Here is a 17,879-nt window from a genome sequence, read left to right as displayed (position 1 = left end):
CCACCATTGCCGTCCGTCCCCGGGGCCGCTGCAGCGCGGGCTTTCCCGAGTGCAGGGGCTCGGCCATAGCGCGAAGCGTGACGATCGACGGATCGGCCGGATCGGCGGGCGTCTCCTCGAACAACAGCGGAAACACCGCGATGGCACCGACTTCCGGGGGCGGTGTCTCCCCGTCTTCGATCGACACGGCGGTCACCAACACCGGCAGCTGAGTCTGCGGACGCCACACCTGGTCAGGCTCTGTCACCCTGCCAGCGTGCCCGACACGCTGCCACCGCGCACGATCGGCGATGCGCCCGGTCGAGCCGTGCATTTGCACGAGTACTGCCGACACCCCCGGGATCTGTCAATGTTCAGCGGTGTGTCCGGTCAGTCTTCGCTGCATCTCTACAGCTGTGTAGGTTCCGTCGGAACGTTGTCATTTCTAGATTCCGTTTCAGTAGGGGCCCCTCATCTCCGCGTTTTCCCCAGTTCAGGGGGTGAGCGCAGCGAGACGGGGTCGGAATTTCTGAGGATTCCGACAAGTTCGTTCTCGATCCACGGGTAGTCGCGGAGCACCCAAAAGAAATCCGATGCCGTTACGGAACACAGAATCGCGATCACCTCGGTATTCGGAAGAGATGATGCGTAACGGATCGTCGGGGACGGTGCGGTTCGGTATCGGACTCACCTGATCACCCCTGACCCGAAAACCACTGGCGTTGCGGCAGACTGTCCGAATGCTGTTGACCATCTCCGCTGAACGCTCACCGGCACTCGACATGCCGAGTGACTTGGGCTATCTGCTGCACAAGCACCCCGATCGGGTCCAGTCGTTCAGCGTGTACGGGGGGACAGCGCACGTGTTCTACCCGGAGATCAGCAGCGAGAAGTGCACAGTCGCACTGGTCCTCGAGGTCGATCCGGTCGCGTTGGTTCGTGGACGGTCCGGTTCGAACGACGGTTTCGCGTTGGGCCAGTACGTCAACGATCGACCCTATGTCGCGTCGTCTTTGATGTCGGTGGCACTGTGCAAGGTGTTCCGGTCGGCACTGAACGGACGGTGTGCCGGCCACGAAGAACTCGTTGATTCGGCGCTGGACCTGACGATCTCGCTGCCCGCCGTGCCCGGCGATCCCGACCTGGTGCGACGGTTGTTCTCCCCCATGGGATGGGACGTGGTTGCGACACCGATCAGGCTGGACGCCACCCGGCCGGATTGGGGCGATGCACCATTGGTGTCGTTGACCCTCGTCGGGTCGGTGCGTCTGGTCGACGCGCTGAACCATCTTTACGTGTTGCTGCCGGTGCTCGACGACACCAAGCACTACTGGGTCGGCGACGACGAGGTCGACAAGCTGATACGGGCCGGCGCGGGCTGGCTGGGTACCCACCCTGAGCGGGACGTGGTGACACAGCGGTATCTGGCTCACCAAGGTGGACTGAAGGCCGCCGCACTACAACGACTCGCCGAGCTCGATGACCGACCGGTCGACGACGCGGTCGACGATGAGGAACCCGTCCGTGCCCGGCCGCTGGTCCGTCTACGTCACGATGCTGTGCTCGAGGTCGTGCGCACCCTTCGCCCCACCTCCATCGCCGATCTGGGGTGCGGGTCCGGTGCCCTCCTGGCATCGCTGCTCGAGGTGCACGGTGTGGCTCGGGTGATCGGCACCGAGGTCTCCGATGCGTCGTTGTCGAAGGCCGCCAAGCGTCTCCACGTCGCCCGGATGACCGAACGGCAGTCCGACCGGTTGATGTTGTTGCTGTCGTCGTTGCAGTACGAGGATGACCGCTTGAGTGATCTCGACCTGGTGATTCTCATGGAGGTCATCGAGCACATCGACCCGGAGCGGTTGCCGGCGGTTGTGGGAAACGTCTTCGGGGCGATGCGACCGCGTCATGTCGTGTTCACCACACCGAACAGCGAGTACAACGTGCGGTACCCCGCGCTGGCCCGGGGTGGCTTCCGACATCCGGATCACCGCTTCGAGTGGACACGCGAGCAGTTCGCGGCGTGGACCCACGGCGTGGGTGACTCACACGACTACGAGGTCGTCCTGCAGCCGGTGGGAGACTGCGACCCGCAGGTCGGATCACCCACTCAGATGGCAGTGTTCAGTCTGCGCGGACAATCGGAGGACGCAGCGTGAGCGAGTTGAGCATTCCCGAGCTGTCGCTGGTCGTGCTGATCGGTGTCAGTGGATCGGGCAAGTCGACGTTTGCGGCGACGCATTTCGCTGCGACCGAAATCGTCTCCAGTGATGCATGCCGGGCGATGGTCTCGGATGACTCGAACGATCAGGGTGCGACGACCGATGCCTTCGAGGTGCTCGAGTTCATTGCCGGTAAGCGTCTTTCTCGCGGCCGGCTGACCGTCATCGACGCGACCAACGTGCAGGCGTCAGCGCGTCGGTCGCTGCTGGCGTTGGCCAAGGCACACGATGTGCTGCCCGTGGCGATAGTGCTGGATCTACCGGTAGGACTCGCTGGCGAGCGCAACGCCGCACGTCCGGATCGCAATTTCGAGGCTCATGTCATCAAACGCCAGCACGACCAATTGCGTCGGTCGATGCGCGGTCTCAAACGCGAAGGGTTCCGCGCCATCCATGTCCTGGACTCGATCGAGGCCGTCGAGCAGGCCTCGATTGTGCGCACCCGCCTGTTCAACGACCGGCGGGACGAGCACGGACCGTTCGACGTGATCGGTGATGTTCACGGTTGTCGGGAAGAGCTGGAGATGCTGCTCGACCGGTTGGGATATGTGCTCGTGCGTGATGGTGAAGGTCGAGCGGTCGACGCCGCGCATCCAGACGGCAGGCGGGCGGTGTTCGTTGGTGATGTGATCGACCGTGGCCCGGACTCGCCGGGTGTGTTGCGTCTGGTGATGGGCATGGTGGCAAACGCGAATGCCCTGTGTGTGTCCGGCAATCACGAGGCCAAGCTGGCCCGGGCGCTGGGGCGGGGGGACGTCAAGGCCACGCACGGCCTGCAGGAGACGCTCGAGCAGCTCTCGCGCGAAGACGAGGCCTTCGTCATCGAGACACGGCAGTTCTGTGACGCGCTGGTGGCACACTACGTCCTCGACGACGGCAAGCTTGTGGTCGCACACGCAGGTCTGAAAGAGAAGTACCACGGTCGGGCCTCGGGTCGGGTCCGTGCGTTCGCCCTCTACGGCGATACCAGTGGGGAGACCGATGACTTCGGCCTTCCGGTCCGATATCCGTGGGCCGAGGACTACCGCGGGTCGGCCACGGTCCTGTATGGGCACACCCCGGTACCGGAGGTCGAATGGATCAACAACACGATGTGCCTGGACACCGGCTGTGTGTTCGGTGGCAGCCTGACCGCGTTGCGCTATCCCGAACGTGAGATCGTCTCCGTGCCGTCCCTGCGGATGTACTACGAGCCGATCCGCCCGTTGGCTCCGCCCGAGCGTGATCCACAGGTCTTGAAGCTGTCTGATGTGCTCGGTCACCGCGTGATCGAGACCGAACACATGGGTCGGATCTCGTTGCGGGAGGAGAACGCGGCCGGGGCGCTGGAGGTGATGAGCAGGTTCGCCATCGCGCCGGCCGATCTGCTCTACCTGCCGCCGACGATGTCACCGGTCGACAGCTCACCACGAGACGGACTGCTCGAACACCCCGACGAGGCATTCGACCATTACACCAAACACTCCATCGCTCAGGTGATGTGCGAGGAAAAGCACATGGGATCGCGGGCGATCGTGCGGGTGACCGTCGACGGGACCGGTGTCATCCATTCCCGCACGGGCCGTGCGTTCTTCGAGGCAGATCAGCAGTCGGCTGTGCTGTCTCGCATCGCCGATGCTCTCGCCGCGGCAGGTGTGTGGGCGGACCTCGGTGCGAATTGGTTACTGCTCGATGCCGAGATAGTGCCGTGGACCGCGAAAGCCGAGGCGATGATCCGCGAGCAGTACGCGAAAGTCGGGGCTGCGGCCACAACCTCCCTGCCGGCGACCGTCGCGGTGATCGAGGCAGCCGCAGCGCGAGGCGCCGACGTCGCCGACCTGCTCACCAGAACACGTTCGCGGGCCGCCAACGCCGAACTTTTCGTGGACTCCTATCGCCACTACGTGCAACCGATCGACAACACGCTGGGCATCCAGGTGGCACCTTTCCAGATTCTGGCCGGCGACAGTGCTACCTACGAAAGGCATAACCATCAGTGGCACCTGGATCTGGCCGACCGGCTCGTCGCCGCAGATCCCGAACTGTTCCGGCCCACCCGCAGACTCGTCGTCGAGACAGCCGACGAGGCGTCTCGTGCCGCGGGGGTGAGGTGGTGGGAGGACCTCACCGCCGGCGGCGGTGAAGGCATGGTTGTCAAGCCATTCGACAATCTGGTCCGTGGACGAAAGGGGCTCGTGCAGCCGGGTCTGAAGGTGCGCGGGCGTGAATATCTGCGGATCATCTACGGCGCCGATTACACCGACCCGTCGACGTTGGCCCGGCTCAAGCAGCGCAACCTCGGCACGAAACGATCGATGGCATTGCGTGAGTACGCTCTCGGCCTCGAGGCTCTGCGCCGTGCTGGCAGCGGCGAGCCCGTCTGGCGTATCCACCAGTGTGTGTTCGGTGTGCTCGCCATGGAATCCGAACCCGTCGATCCGCGCCTGTGAACGATTCGACCCTCACACAGCACACCCGAAGTCGGCCGGGCGCCGATCGCATCCCGCGGGAGCCAGCCGCCGAACCGTCCTGTTCGACCACCCTGCACGCCGGTCTCGTAGACCCACCCGACCTCGGTCGTCGAAGCGCACGTCGCCGCGCAACGGTGGCGTGACAGCACCACGAAACGTGCGACCGCGTCACGCCGAACTCAGCGATCGAGGACAAGTCCGTGGTCTCGATCGCGTTCGGGACCGGCGGTGCCGTCATCCTCAACCGGCTGACGTCGTCCGCGAAGATCACCGCAGCATCGACCGGACACTGCGCGGATGCGCGGTTGGGTGTGGTCACCGCGGCGGAACGTCAATCGAGCACAGCCCTGTAGTCCTTGGTCGAGGACTCGTCCACCTGGTGCGCCGTCCTCGGAACGGTCCGGGCCGTTCGGAGCCTGACGACCTGCAAACCATGCGGTGAGGTGAGGTGGGGTGTCAGCCGGACTGCTGCTCGACTCGGGTGGCGCGGTACCGGTAGCCGTCCTGATCGGCGACCTGTTCCCAATCGAGGACCACGGTGGCTCCCACCGCTACGGTGCGAAAACCCTCACCGACGATGGTGCTGTAGTGCGCCCAGCATCCGCCGGGGGTCCGGTCGGACTCGATCACTCCCCAGCCCTGTTCGTCGTTCCACTGCCGGACCGTGCCGACGGTTTGGCCGGTCACCCGAGGTGGGACCGGTACGGGTGCGGAGGGTTCGCCTACGAAGTGCTCTTCCTCGATGCGGCCGTCGGGATGGACCGACCATGCGCGCGCCCCGAATCCGGCAGGACGACGGACGGGTTGTTGCCCGGCCGGCCATGCCCGTACACACTCGAATTCGAATTCGACACCCGCTGCCGGGTTCTCGAGGCGGATCCATTCGAACTCCACCTCGTGGCCCGGTGTGAGAGCGGGAAACCCCTCCACCGCAACGGCTGCGAAGCTGACATGGCATCCACCGGGAACCTCATCGCCGTCGATCACACCCTGCATGTGCTCGAGGTCCCAGCTGCGGACCACACCTCGACTCGGCACCGCGCCGTGATCTCCCGTCCCGGTCACGGCGACACTATCGCCGGCAACGGCAGCATCCGGGCCGGATACGGCACCGACGGTCCATACCCCCACGGCCACTGCCGCAGTGAGGACCACCGCGGCGGCAGTGGCGGCCCGTACCGCTGTGCGCACCACGTCTCCTTCCGCCTCGGTGATCGCCGCATCCTGACACTGGCGACGACTGCGGTGCGGAAAGCCCGGGTGTGCACCACCGGACTTCCCGCCGGCCCACGCACAACGGGGAGGAATGCGCGGACCCAGCGGCCCCACCGCTCCGAGGAGGGAGAAAAAGCAGGGACCACCGACAAACACATATGGACTTTCGCCTCTAGCGTTACATTTCGGCCACGCACCCGAATAAGGGCGGTGTCCGCCGTGTCGTGGGTGCCGGGTGGCGGTGTGACACCGGCAGTGCGCCGCTCATCAACGGCGCCGGCCGGAGGGGGAACGTGCGGTGATCCCTCCAGCTGGTTGGTGAGATGCGGCAAAGATCGACAAGCCTGACCGCCGGGATCGACGACGATCACTCGGACCGACCGCCCGTACCTGTGCTTGTTCGCACGAAGAGCAGCCAGCGAGATCTACTTTCTGTCGAAGTAGCCTGTCGATCGCCCCGCTGCTTCCGGATGCACCGGATCGAGATCGCTGCTTCGATACAGCTGCGATCATCGGCGTGGACCCGCATGGTTGTCGGGTAGGCGTGTCAAGATCACCGGCATGAACGCACAAACGAGCCCGATCCTGGAATCGACGGTGGTGCTGGCGATGGATTACGGGCAGTTCTGCCTCGACGGCGGACTCGGGGACATCGACAACGAGATCGAGCTGCTCGAGCAGGCCCAAGCGGAGCAGCCCAGCGCCGGCGACGGCACGATGATTGTGGTGGTGTGCCCGCATCAGAACAACTTCGAGATGAGCGTGGACGTGCAGGTCTTCGACCGCCGTCCCGCCGCCGATCGCTCGGAGTGGCAGCAGGTCAGCGAAGACCGCCTCGAAGTCGACGCGCCCGGGGTGCTGAGCCTGTCGTCCCCGACCACCGAGCCGGTCACCGTCGCGGTGCCGCCCGGGCAGTACGTGGTGCAGGTGTCCGGGCGTGGTTTCGTCAACTACGGCTGGCCCGGTTCGACCACCCCGGGGGATGTGTGGCGCCTGCGGCTGTGGCCCGACGACGACAGCGTCCTCGAACCCGCACAACTGTGGGAGATGCCCGGCTACGGCATCCCGGAGAACACCCCGTCCTCGACGCACGAATCCGGCGGCTCGGTGACGGACGGATCGTGAAGCCGCGACCGAGGTCGACGATTGTCGGTGACCTGCCGCTCACCGATCCGTCTGCAGCGACGATCAGCGAGGTGGACCGTACGGACTTCCCGTTGAGGTGGCGTGAGATCGGAAGAGCATCATGGTGATCGAAGCCGAACTCTATGTCCAATACGGATCCACCTTGCCCTTTCAGCAGGTCGGCATGCCGATGCCGGATCTTCCTGCCGCGACCGGCGACATCCTCACGTGGGATGGCGCCCAACGACTCCTGGTCGTAGCGACGGCGTCCTCGTTGGGGGCGGTCGCATTTCGCTCCGAGATAGTGACTGTCGAGCCTGCGATAGACGGTGCCGGATGGGACGAATGGCAGGAGGTATCGGTCCAGTTCGACAGCGGCGATGTCCGACTTCGGGATCTCGACGCCGACACCGTACTCCTCGACGCAAGCCTTGTTTCCCTACCGGGTCGGTACCGAGCCCGCCTCTACGCCACAGGTCGCGACTGCGCAGTTGAACTGCAGGAAGCCGGCGAGGATCTCGTCGAACGCTATCTCATGCAGCTATGGCCCGAAACCGCGCCGAGACCGCCGACCCCGGTGATGAAGGTCGATCGACGGGCTCGGTAGCACTGTGTCGATGATCCACCGGCCGTGCCTGGGTCACATGTAGTACGGCATGCTGTCGACCGAATAGCCGAACATGCCCATGCACAGGCCGGTCAGCAGAAATGCCACGAGAAAGCCCGCGAGGGCCAACCGGGCACGCCGCCACACCAGGAACGCGACCGCGCCCACTGTCGCCACTGCGACAAGCGGAGCGGCCCAGCACAGCCAGTAGTCGACGCCGCCGGGTGGAAAAGACGGCACGTCGAACGCGCGCTGCATGGCCATCACCGCCGGCCAGTAGCTCAATGCGCAGACGAGGATCCCGGCGAAGGCACTCCACCACAGCAACGCCAATCGGTATTCGCCACGCCTCTCGGACACCTCGTCAGCCTAGAAGAGTCGCGGTCCCGACAGCCGGTGGACACCGATGCTCTCCGTCCACCTGCCGGAACGAGCATCGAATAATGTCGCAGCATGCGCATACCCGGCTCGGAGATCGGTTCGCGGTGGGACATCGAGTTCACCTTCGAACCCACCGATCACATTCGGGACGTACTCGTCTCCGCGTTCGCCCGGCTCTCCCGCGACACGCTGCGCTTCGAGGCGATGAACACGTTCGATCCCGGGGTGTGGCGCATCGACATCCGACTCGAGGTCGTCCCCGTGCCGGGGTTGGTGTGCTCCCTCGTCGTCGGCGGCACGCCGCACAGCGGTTTCGGTATCTCCAGCGCGGTGGAGGACGTCGCAACCACAGTCGAGATCGCCTCCTACTTCCAAGACGTCGACGAATGGCTGCAATGGCCCACGCTGCCCGACGGCCGGCATCTGACACCCAGAATCGTCGACGGTCGAGCTGTGTGGGGACGGTACACAGGGGAGGTCGTCGCGCCGATCGGGGAACTCACCGACTACCTTGACCGCCTGCACCACTGAGCGCAGCCGGCATCGTCCATGCGGTGCGCTCCGGGCAGGGTCATTCATCTTCGAGGAAGGGCTCTTCCGCGTCGAGCAGTTCGGCGTCTTCGGGAGACAGGTTCTCGCCCGGTTGCACCGTGCGGGTCAGCGAGCCGTCTCGATCGAATCTCTCCGGTGCCTGGACGATCTGCAGACCCCGCACCAGTGTTTCGACCTGGTCCTCATCGGCACCGGCTCCCTCTGCGAAGAACGCTGCTGCGACCGCATCGTGGGCCAGCGCCTGCGCAAGCGACCAGTCCCGGATGTACTCGTCCAGAGGATCCGTGGGATCGCGCCTGCTCAACGACTCGGTGATGCACCGCTCGCAATATCAGTTTCAGATGCCTCCGTGCTGGCCCCGTCGAGGTCTCCATTCTGGGGCATGCCTATAAAAATCCTCAGTTCCCGGCCGTACCCGCTCAGAGTCGAGTCTGCACCGATGATGTCTTCCCGGAGCACCGGATCCTTATCAAGCGTCCATTCTGCAGCAATGATCCGGCAAAGTTGGTCCAGGAACCTCAACACGCTGCTGAAACATGTATCGAGGAGACGGCTCAGGTCAGCGACCAGATGACCTGAACCGCCGAGTTCTCGTGCATGCCAGTACTCAAGTCCCCCACCAGATTCGTCCCTCACTGAATCGACTGTTTCGGGAGGGATTACCAAGTCGAGACGACTGGCACTGAGTGCGGAAAGCCCATGTTCGCTCACAGTCAAGGACGCGATCGCTGCAAGAGTCCGACTATGGATCGAGTTCCGAAGGCTGAAGACCACAGCGAGATGCTTCTGGAGGGCATCAAGCAGATCCTTATTTGCAACATCGGCGTAAAAGGACATCAGCTTCCTGTAGCCGTCGAGGCGGTGAAGTTTCGCGTTACGTTCGTGCCCCGAGATCTGTAGTGCCGTATGAAGTGAGCGTCCAAGCACGTCCACTGCTCCGCACAGGGATACGAGCACGTGATCGAGCGCGTCAGCACCATCATCAATGACGTCATCGGTTTGTAGAGCACCCACTGAGGCAATGAGTTCGTCTCGAGCCCTGAGCGCGCGCGCCAACCGATCGATCAGTGATTCGCAGTCTGCGACAAACCGACGGCTGGATGGCACAAACAGCGCGGAACGTCGGCACTTTGTGAGCCAGTGCCAGATACCGGGCGCGAGCGCTGCCACGGTCTCCATGTAGTAGCCCTTGCGATTGATCGTCCCGCGGCCTATAGGATTGATGACGTAGATCTGCTGTCGGCGCATGTAGTGGGCAATGATCGGCAGCGCATCGGCACGCGTGACCACATTGGATCGGTCGTTGGCGGGAACGTCTCGACGGCCAGTCGTCTTCGTCTCCGAGATGATCAGGTCGTAGTCGATCGCGCGGGCAATCTCGGTCAGGAGAACCGCTCGTTCGATGTCGTCGGCTGTGATGCCTTCACGTTGTTCATCAGAGAAGCTGTTGTACGCAGCCAGTGAACGGAAGAGTTCGGGTTGGGGAGAGATGCTGCCGCGCTGCCCAAGAGTTTTCGATCCGTCGAATTTCGGACGTTCGGTGTCGATGCTCCAGCCGTAGCAGGAGCCGGGGTATGAGAAGGAGCCCTTGTGTTCGGTGACGTCTCGGACCCGAACGAACCCGACTTCATGAGAGTCTTCGTGATCGGTCAACTTGACCTGGCTCATCCGAACCTGGAGGACCTCGATGTTCTCGTATCTCATGAACCCATGCAGCAGCTCATCGATAAATGGATGGTCAGCGGTCCATGCCTCAATATCGATGAGGATGCGGAGTTTTCGGGGGCTCGGGCGGAGCGTAAACAGATCTCCCTCGTCTTTGGTCGGACTCGCGCCTCTGCCCCGCGCCGACCGCCGGTGGGGATCGTCATGGGTGAGTTCGCGGTACAGCTCCATCGCAGCCTCCTGCTCGAGTTGATCGCGCATCAAGCTATGGCCGCCCACCGACAAACTCGGGGACGACCTGGATGTATCCGGTCTATGTCCCAGGCAGGACCGGCACACGACATAAGAGCCGATACCGCCCGTGACAACACGGAGACGCGAGACGTGTCCGAGTGGGCGGGGTCCCACCGAAGTCCGTGTCACCGGTGATGCCGATGTCGGGTTTCAGGCAACAACCCGAGTCAGCAGATCGAGTAGACGCACATCGGTCAGGATCGCGATCCGGCGAAACCGTTCGGTCTCGGACTGCGCCAAGCGCCGGCGGGACAACGAAAGGGCACCGCTGTCGAGGTTGGTGCACACGTCGTCGCGGACGGCCGCCCAGAACATGGCTCGCCTGCCGCGGCGAGGTGGGGGGCAACGGCGGAACGAGCATGAAGCCGGTAGAACCTTCGGGTCGAGGATGGAGAACAATCCGGGCGTTTCAGGTGAAGCACCTTGCTGATCTTGGTTACCCCCACGTGTGGGGAGCTGCGGTGCGGAAAAGGGTCGTAGAGAGCTTCGGCACGGCCGTCGAGGTCGCCGCTGACGTTCGGGTCGGCGCCGGAGGCACGCCACTCTCGACCGGCTCGACGACTCTGAGGACGTCTGCGGCTTCTCCCACTCACATGACTGTCCGCAAGGTATGCGCAGTGTTACAGCAGGTACCGCCCGAGCTCTTCCGAATAATCGAACTTCTCACCAAACCGGGTCGGCGGGCAGGCCAACGCCGTCGTCACTTTCTGGAACATAGCCTCGTACTCGTCCATCGGCCATCGACTCTGGAACCGCAGACGTTTGGCACCAAGATCTACCGAACTCCGCTTCGGCAGCGCAAAAACCTCGTGCCACGGCAGCGGAGACACCTCGTGCCGCACCACGAACGTTGCATGCCGTCCGCGGGCGGGACTGATCGCCACAGCGTCCTGGCCACCCGAATCCTGGTCGATCACCAGCACGAGGTAGTCGTCGGTGATGTTCTCGCCGCCGAACGAGCGAACGTCGGCGATGCTGTCACCGCGGTACAGCATGCAGCGCTGCCGCCCCGCCCACCCGGCCAGCCGTGTAAGCACCTCGGTTCGACGGGGATCCGCATCGAACCTCGCACCCGAAGGACGCACCGCATGAAACCGCACCCGCTCAGCGATGAAACCCGAGATCCCCGTGTCATCCGGAAGAATCGTGAACGTCAGTCGCGCTGTTGCTATCTCACCAACCGTGTCTGCGTTATCCTCGACATCTTCCTCTTCGAGCCCGATCCCGCGCTGTTCATCGAGCCAGCAGAATTTCTCCAGGAAGGCATACCGACCAAAGTGCAACTCTTCGAGGTCCCGACGCATCCGCTCCCGGAATCCCTCCGGGTTCTGGCCGTGTGCGGAAAAGAGTCCGGCCGCGAGGAGATGAGATTCCTGCGCCAAGTCGGGATAGAGATGGGTGACGTGTGGATGCCGAAGTATTTCAAACAGGCTACGCCGGTTGTCGGAGGTTCCGCTGAGCAGCGCTAAGACTGTCGCCGTCTGGAATCCTCGCGTGACCGCAAGCCCCGCCTCGAGGTACTTCTCCCAGTGGTCGGTGGAGCTACGGGCCTCCGCCACAGAAGAGAATCCCAACCGACCTGGAAGAACCCGCTGTAAAAGGCCGGCAATCATCGTCGATGCATGAAGGCTCGCGAGGTCCGGCTCGTAGAGGACGGTGTCGAGGTCGACATGGTGATCCGGAACTTTCCCCAGGGTGTATCGCTGGACAGCAACCCTGCCCAAGGCATACAAGGACGAGTCTACCGAGGACTCGAATCCCAGCTGCTGGGCAGCACGAAGATTCTGTTTGAAGCATCCCGCAAGGTAAGCCGGTTCTGCCGTACGGCGGTCGATGTTGAACGGTGCCAGCCGACGGCAGAGCTCCGGCAGGTCCGGCAACGCTCGTTCGGAAGAACGATCGTGCTCCTCATATATGAACTGCGCCAATATACGCAGCATGTCCGATGGTGCCGTCATGTCTCTTTCGACTACGTGCGAACCCCAATGATGAGGTCTGGATAGGTGTTCGAACGCGAGCTAGCGTTGCCAGAGGGTGAGGTTGATCGAAAACCGAGCCGGATCGGCGTCGGACAGCAGTGCCGGCTGCGCGCCGGGCTGGCCTTGGAACGTCGGACCACTACCTGCATAGGTCTGCGCGAGTGCTACCAGATAGCGCTCCCACAGCGTGGTCCGCAGCTCGTGTATGTGAGCTGCGAAGCGTTGAACCAGATCGCCACCGACTGGACCGATCGCGGGCGCTACGACGACCTCGATCTTCACAAGCGCACCGGCGTCGTCGAATTGCTCGACCAGATCGACCTTCTCGAACTCTCCTCGTCGACGATGCGCTACATGACCGTGCCGCCAGCCCAGGATCCGATCGTGGGTCTCTCGATCGCCTGCCACGCTGAGAAGGTCGTCGAAGTCGACCTTCCTTCCCCTATTGCTCATGGTCATCCGCCCGTACGCGATCACCGCGGCCTCCCACAGTGATCGACGGACAAAGACTGTGGAGGGCGTGTTGGGTGTTTCCCTTAGTCCCAGGAGCGTCATGTCGACGTGCAGTAAGTCCGCCCACAATGATGCCCATTTGCGCAGTTCAGCAACAATCTGTGGGGCGTTATCCTCCGTCACAGCGTCTCGACGATCTTCATGGTCTCCACTGCCACTGTGGTCACCTTCTGGATCAGCTCGACGACGTACCGCGGATCGTCGTGCTCGTCGCACCAATCGTTCGGGTCGTTGACGATCCCTGAGGCTTTGTCGGTCTTGACCTGGTATCGGTCGATGATCCATGCCAACGCAGATCGGGAACCGAGCATGTAGCGCTCAGCGTCCTCAGGGATGCCGGTGATAGTGACCAGTGGGTTGTAGACAATGACGCTACGGTCATCGATGTTCTTGCCCGATTCGGGGTCCTTCTTCTTGCCCCACTTCATCTTCGACACCCGCCACGTCTCACGGTCCTCGGCGGATACGCCCTTCTTGAGCTGGATGTCCAGCGGGTACGGTTCCACCGACTCGTAGTTCACGTGCAGTTCGGCCAACCCCCGGCCGGCGCTCGTGAGCTGCTCGAACCGATCCCGGGTCTCCGGGGTGGGGATATGCGGGAGCATCTTCTTCAAATCTGCCGCGTAGGTTTCCCGGTAGGCGGGGTCGTGGAGCAGGCCGTAGACATAGAGGTTTTCTCAGTAGCGTCCTGAATGCTCAACCTGGGTGAGAACGAGCGCTGCTTTGACAATGTCACCGATCCGATTGGGGCACAGCGTGATCCTGTCGAGAGCCTTCCATCGCGTAGTGAGCAACGCGGCGGCACGCTCTCCGAGGCATCCCAAGCGGGTCAGCAGCGCGTTGCGGCAGGCTGTGTCGGCATCGAGAGTGTTGCCGTCGGTCGGCATCTTGGTGGGCGTGTGAATTCCGATGCCCACGCCTTGATAGCCCTGGTCGGCGAGGGTCGGCAACCCCTGGGACGCGGCGGCGTACAACGCTCCGGTGATCCCGTGTACACGGGCTGCGGTCAGGTCGTGGGTACTGCCCGGCAGCGACGACGACACCCACAGTGGGAAGCCGTCCTCGGACGCGAGGAACTGGATGTTCGCGCCGAATCTGCGGTGTTTTCCCGAGTACCACAGGTGAATCGGCGTGCCGTGTTTGCCGGTGGTGGTTTCTCGGACCCGGTCGGTGGGGATCAGGGTGCCGTCGAGGATCACGTGGGTGCGGCCGGTGGCGAGTCGGTGGCGGAGTACGTCAGCCAGTTCCGGGGCTTGTGCAGCAAGGACGTCGATGCCTTCGTGGAGATAGCGGTACCCGGTGGCGATGGAGATGCCCGCGTCGCGGGCCAGCGTTGCCAGTGGGGTGTCCTGTCGGAACCAGCGCAGGACGAGGACGGCGTGGTGGAACGGGGTCAGGGCGCGTCGTCCGCGTCGGCTGCCGCGTTCGAGGCGGTTGACCTGGAGCAATGCGGCGAGGTGTTGGGCGAGCGGGCGTGGGACGTCGAGCGTGGCAGAATAGGTGATCACGTGGAGCCTCTGGTTCTTGGACTTGGTCTTCGCAAATCCAGTCCTACCAGGGGCTCTGCGTCTCTTCGTGTTTCGGGTGTTCTGCTGCCCAGTCAAGATCAACTTACTGAGAAAACCTCAATATGAGGGCAGAAGACAGATGGCCTCGCGGTCGAAGGAATGTTCTCGTGTCAGCGCACAGTCCTTGCCCGCTTCTGGATAAACACCATGCCGGTAGACAGCATCTCTGCATGAAAACATCGCTAGACGGCTGTGACCGACAGCGCGAATAGGTGGTCGCGCTTACCGCACATCTGTTGAGGGACAGAGATTCCTGTAATACTTGCCCAATGAACAGCTTCGATGATCTTGTTGGGCGAGAACTGGCACATCGCAAGGCCACCGAAACTGAACAACGGGAGATGCGGGCGCGTGCTGACGTTGCCGCCGCAGAAGGTGCCGCTGCGATTTCCGCACTGCTGCGTGAACTCGCCGAGTTCCTAAGCTCTCGACTCGCGCCACGTCCCGTCTTCCTAGAAAAGGGACCGTGGTACGGGCGCGACAAAGTCACTCCCGCAGGTTGGATCCTGAAATACTCCGCAGGCAGAGGGGCACGTTGGTTTCAGCTCCTGCTGCCCAATGGCGACCTTTGGCACTACGACAACCGTACCCACCTTGCCGGTCCGACCGGGACAGCGAATATCGAAGCTGAACTACGCACGAGACAGTACGTACACGTCGGCGATTACATCGTTGCCTGGGGGCAAGACGCCTTCGGCCCTTCTTATGAAAAGAGGTCAGACGTACAGGACGGAGTCTGGGCCGCCTGGTACTCGTACTTTGCGCAGGATAACCCCGACCCGCCCGATGACGCACGAACAGTGCTGGCGAAGCTGGCCTCCACCATCATCCAGTCCGGCGACAACAACTACCGGAACTACCGGTAGTTGTTGTCGCAGTGAGGTGGATTCTGCAAGTTGCATCGCCCCGCTCTCCCTGAGAAGAGCACCGGCCGACACAAGGGGGCCGTCGTGGTGACGCCAAGTTCGGGGCTACCAGCCGTACTCGCAGTCGCGGCATCAGCGCTCCGAAGCACCTATGCCGGATCGCAACAGCCCTACCGAAAGACAGGACAGCCCTGATCGGTGACCTAGAATGCTCGGATCTCGACTCGATCGTCCCACGAGCTCACCGTCGGGTACCCGAGGACAGCTAGAGCTTCAACCGACAACCACGTCCCCCCAGTGCAGGTCGAGTCCTGGACGGTATCGGCGCATCATCACTGGCGCTCCGTACACGGCCAGCCGGTTTGTGTGCCGGTCATCATCGTCGGTGCGCAGCACGACAACCGGGGTGCGGGTGACGTGCCCGGTCGAACCGGGAGGCCGGACCCGCTCGATGGACGTGTGGAGGATCCCCGCGGCGATTAGGTGTCGCACCACGAGCGCCACCCGACTGAACAGATCACCCCGCCGGTCGTACACCGGAACGTCGAAGCTGAACTGACCCTCGGTCTCGTGTGGATCGCCCGTCTCGGAGGCCGCCCACACCTGCGGGTGCAGACGCTCGGCGTCGAGCATCAGGGCGGGCAGGGCCGCACCCCCGTACGCGCGGGCGGCGGCGTCCGCGCGACCTGCCTCATCAGTGGTGAGGGTGTCGTACGTCGAGATCCAGTCGGCGACGCGGAATCCTCCCCCGTCGGGCCACCAACTCAGCGCGTGGATGGTCTCGGTCGCGGCGTCGTCACCGTCGGCGGTGACCGTGAACGGAGCGGAGAAGGTCAGGTGGCCCTGCGTGTACGGCGGCTTCACGGCCTGCACACCGAGCGCCGCGGCGTCGTCACTGGTCAGCGCCTGTGCGGCAGCGATTGCGACCGCACCTGCGGCCGGTGAGGCGATGAGCAGCGGCATCTCGGCCAGTCGATCGGCGCGATCGGTCAGCCACTGGCCGACCATCGGCATCTCCGCGCCGGCAGCGAGGTCGCCGGTGGGCACGGCGGCGACGTAGCCGTAGGCGTGAGCGAGCCAGGCCGCCAAGCGCACACCGGTGGACTGCAGATCCGGATTCCAGGCCGCGGCCAGGTCCACCTCGACATGGGAGCGGAGCGCGGCTGCAAGGCGGTTCCGCAGCCACGCGACCGCTTCGGCGTGGTCGGTGACCGCGCTGGCGGCGGCGAGTCGGGCGTCCCAGGTGGGAAGCGCGTGCATGGTCATCGTGGGTGAGCTCCTCGATTCGGAGGTTGGACAGCGTCCGGGACGGCCGGACACCTGAGCAGGGGGAGTGTTGTGCCGGTGGCGAGGATGCGGCGCTGGCGGGTGATGTCTCGAGTGCTCGCTTGGTGGGCAAGCACTACTGCGGCGGCGAGAGCCGCGAACAGCACGGTGAAGGCACCGACGACGAGCGCCACCATGGTGAACGGGAAGCTGGCGTCGGTCCACGTGAGGGACCAGGCTGGATCCCCGGCACCATCTGGTGCGGCGAGGCGGTCGAGGCGGTAGGCCACGCGCATGAGGATCCATCCGACTGTGGCTCCGGTGAGGGCGGCCGCGGCGATGGCTGTGGCGGCGACAGCGTGTGGGGAGGCAGGACGCAGGGCGGTCATGGTGGCGGCGACGGTAGCTGGCGGGTTCACCGCTTCACCGCGTCGGTCGCTGCCTCCCGGATCGGCTACTGGCCCGCCGGTCCGAACCGGTGTGTCACGTAGTTTCCGCCACCGCCTTCGTAGGTGGTGTCTCGGTTGTATTCGTCGTTGCCGACGATCACGCCGCCGGTACCGCGGGTCCAGGTGACGTCGTTGAGATATGTCAGTGCAGCCTGATACAAGCCGGTGACGGCGGCGTGGTCTCGGGCGTGGTTGTTCTGGGGGACTTCCCAGTGGAGGGTGCGTCCTTCGAGTGTCAGGCCGAACTCGCTCTCCCCCCATTCGCGGGTCCGAGCGTTGGGGATGGGAAACGCGGCGGCGATGACCGCCCTAGTCGGCTTGCGTCCGCCGTTGGATTTGACGATGGACTGTGCGCGCATCCGGGCATCGGCACGGCGATGCGTGTGCACGTCGTCGTACGACACCGGAATCGACACTCCGTAGGGGATCGCGGCAACCCGCTTGGCCAGGGGCAGGGTCTTGCCGTCGTTCCACACAGCGTCGATTTCAGCCACGACGAGTGCCCTGTAGGTGATCGCGGAGGCGTTGAGTGCCTTGCGTAGACCGGGCACCGCGGCCGCTGGCAGGGCGATCGTCCCAGCCTCCGATTCGTAGCAGCTAATCTCTCGAAATCCTTTCGTGCGCTGGCAGATCGGACTTCTCGATCGTCTCGATAGAGGAAACCGGTGTTGCAAACCGTGGTCGCCACACGAGACGCCGGCACCGGTCGGGCATGACGACGGACAGCACTGCGCTCGCCGACACCGCACTGCAA

At 63.7% G+C, this 17,879-nt stretch carries 18 protein-coding genes and 1 pseudogene; 7 read left to right on the top strand and 12 right to left on the bottom strand.

The window, feature by feature from the left end:
- Window positions 1-719 precede the first annotated feature (719 nt).
- The 3 genes from RBB84_RS02085 (at window position 720) to RBB84_RS02075 (ending at window position 4,998) form a co-directional block, all read left to right on the top strand.
- Entirely contained in the window at window positions 720-2,132 is a 1,413-nt protein-coding gene (locus tag RBB84_RS02085) for a 3' terminal RNA ribose 2'-O-methyltransferase Hen1 (RefSeq protein WP_064255896.1), read from the top strand.
- Window positions 2,129-4,624 carry a polynucleotide kinase-phosphatase gene (locus RBB84_RS02080; protein WP_064255897.1) on the top strand — a complete coding sequence of 832 codons (2,496 nt, stop codon included), beginning with the start codon at window positions 2,129-2,131 and terminating at the stop codon, window positions 4,622-4,624. The genes RBB84_RS02085 and RBB84_RS02080 overlap by 4 nt, the downstream gene beginning before the upstream one ends.
- A gap of 221 nt (window positions 4,625-4,845) precedes the next feature.
- Window positions 4,846-4,998, top strand: a complete 153-nt coding sequence (locus RBB84_RS02075; protein WP_156666069.1) for a hypothetical protein — start codon at window positions 4,846-4,848, stop codon at window positions 4,996-4,998.
- A 103-nt stretch (window positions 4,999-5,101) separates the two neighbouring features.
- Here RBB84_RS02075 and RBB84_RS02070 read toward each other — a convergent pair whose 3' ends face one another.
- The gene (locus RBB84_RS02070; RefSeq protein ID WP_242411694.1) at window positions 5,102-5,836 is read right to left on the bottom strand and encodes a cold shock domain-containing protein; all 735 of its coding nucleotides are present in this window, start codon (window positions 5,834-5,836) and stop codon (window positions 5,102-5,104) included.
- A 585-nt stretch (window positions 5,837-6,421) separates the two neighbouring features.
- Between RBB84_RS02070 and RBB84_RS02065 the strand changes: the two genes are divergently transcribed.
- Window positions 6,422-6,985, top strand: coding sequence for a hypothetical protein (locus tag RBB84_RS02065; protein WP_051424956.1), 564 nt, complete (start codon window positions 6,422-6,424; stop codon window positions 6,983-6,985).
- 121 nt (window positions 6,986-7,106) lie between these two features.
- On the top strand, window positions 7,107-7,592 hold the full coding sequence (locus RBB84_RS02060) for a hypothetical protein (protein WP_024103338.1): 486 nt from the start codon (window positions 7,107-7,109) through the stop codon (window positions 7,590-7,592).
- 33 nt (window positions 7,593-7,625) lie between these two features.
- On the opposite strand, the gene RBB84_RS02055 is transcribed toward RBB84_RS02060, so the two are convergent.
- A complete protein-coding gene (locus tag RBB84_RS02055) occupies window positions 7,626-7,952 on the bottom strand; it encodes a hypothetical protein (protein ID WP_024103337.1) in 327 nt (108 codons plus the stop codon).
- A 93-nt stretch (window positions 7,953-8,045) separates the two neighbouring features.
- Between RBB84_RS02055 and RBB84_RS02050 the strand changes: the two genes are divergently transcribed.
- Window positions 8,046-8,504 (top strand): hypothetical protein, encoded by a 459-nt coding sequence (locus RBB84_RS02050; protein WP_024103336.1) that lies wholly within the window; start codon window positions 8,046-8,048, stop codon window positions 8,502-8,504.
- 40 nt (window positions 8,505-8,544) lie between these two features.
- Here RBB84_RS02050 and RBB84_RS02045 read toward each other — a convergent pair whose 3' ends face one another.
- The 7 genes and pseudogenes from RBB84_RS02045 to RBB84_RS02015 all read right to left on the bottom strand — a co-directional run bounded on the left by RBB84_RS02045 (window position 8,545) and on the right by RBB84_RS02015 (window position 14,484).
- A complete protein-coding gene (locus RBB84_RS02045; RefSeq protein ID WP_024103335.1) occupies window positions 8,545-8,829 on the bottom strand; it encodes a hypothetical protein in 285 nt (94 codons plus the stop codon).
- Window positions 8,826-10,451 carry a hypothetical protein gene (locus tag RBB84_RS02040; protein WP_156666059.1) on the bottom strand — a complete coding sequence of 542 codons (1,626 nt, stop codon included), beginning with the start codon at window positions 10,449-10,451 and terminating at the stop codon, window positions 8,826-8,828. Before RBB84_RS02040 ends, RBB84_RS02045 begins: the two co-directional genes overlap by 4 nt.
- A 183-nt stretch (window positions 10,452-10,634) precedes the next feature.
- Window positions 10,635-10,799, bottom strand: a complete 165-nt coding sequence (locus tag RBB84_RS02035; protein WP_024103333.1) for a hypothetical protein — start codon at window positions 10,797-10,799, stop codon at window positions 10,635-10,637.
- Window positions 10,800-11,104: 305 nt separating this feature from the next.
- Window positions 11,105-12,442: a hypothetical protein gene (locus RBB84_RS02030; RefSeq protein ID WP_144376975.1), complete on the bottom strand. Its 1,338-nt coding sequence runs from the start codon at window positions 12,440-12,442 to the stop codon at window positions 11,105-11,107.
- A 60-nt stretch (window positions 12,443-12,502) separates the two neighbouring features.
- Window positions 12,503-13,099, bottom strand: a complete 597-nt coding sequence (locus RBB84_RS02025; protein WP_197481802.1) for a hypothetical protein — start codon at window positions 13,097-13,099, stop codon at window positions 12,503-12,505.
- A pseudogene (locus tag RBB84_RS02020) lies at window positions 13,096-13,644 on the bottom strand (type ISP restriction/modification enzyme); the annotation flags it as partial. The gene RBB84_RS02025 and the pseudogene RBB84_RS02020, both read right to left, overlap by 4 nt.
- Before the next feature lie 9 nt (window positions 13,645-13,653).
- Window positions 13,654-14,484 (bottom strand): transposase family protein, encoded by an 831-nt coding sequence (locus RBB84_RS02015; protein WP_024103329.1) that lies wholly within the window; start codon window positions 14,482-14,484, stop codon window positions 13,654-13,656.
- Between the two features lie 329 nt (window positions 14,485-14,813).
- Here RBB84_RS02015 and RBB84_RS02010 point away from each other — a divergent pair, with 329 nt between their 5' ends.
- Window positions 14,814-15,410: a hypothetical protein gene (locus RBB84_RS02010; RefSeq protein ID WP_144376974.1), complete on the top strand. Its 597-nt coding sequence runs from the start codon at window positions 14,814-14,816 to the stop codon at window positions 15,408-15,410.
- A gap of 273 nt (window positions 15,411-15,683) precedes the next feature.
- On the opposite strand, the gene RBB84_RS02005 is transcribed toward RBB84_RS02010, so the two are convergent.
- Genes RBB84_RS02005 through RBB84_RS01995 form a run of 3 tightly spaced genes read right to left on the bottom strand, consistent with a single transcriptional unit; the run spans window position 15,684 to window position 17,619 of the window.
- Window positions 15,684-16,676, bottom strand: coding sequence for a hypothetical protein (locus RBB84_RS02005; RefSeq protein WP_064255794.1), 993 nt, complete (start codon window positions 16,674-16,676; stop codon window positions 15,684-15,686).
- The gene (locus tag RBB84_RS02000; protein WP_024103326.1) at window positions 16,673-17,095 is read right to left on the bottom strand and encodes a hypothetical protein; all 423 of its coding nucleotides are present in this window, start codon (window positions 17,093-17,095) and stop codon (window positions 16,673-16,675) included. Before RBB84_RS02000 ends, RBB84_RS02005 begins: the two co-directional genes overlap by 4 nt.
- A 35-nt stretch (window positions 17,096-17,130) precedes the next feature.
- Window positions 17,131-17,619: a hypothetical protein gene (locus RBB84_RS01995; protein WP_144376973.1), complete on the bottom strand. Its 489-nt coding sequence runs from the start codon at window positions 17,617-17,619 to the stop codon at window positions 17,131-17,133.
- Window positions 17,620-17,879 lie beyond the last annotated feature (260 nt).

This window comes from Rhodococcus sp. D-6 (genome assembly GCF_040256695.1).
Taxonomy (GTDB): domain Bacteria; phylum Actinomycetota; class Actinomycetes; order Mycobacteriales; family Mycobacteriaceae; genus Rhodococcus; species Rhodococcus pyridinivorans.
This window is presented reverse-complemented; position numbering and strand designations above follow the sequence as displayed.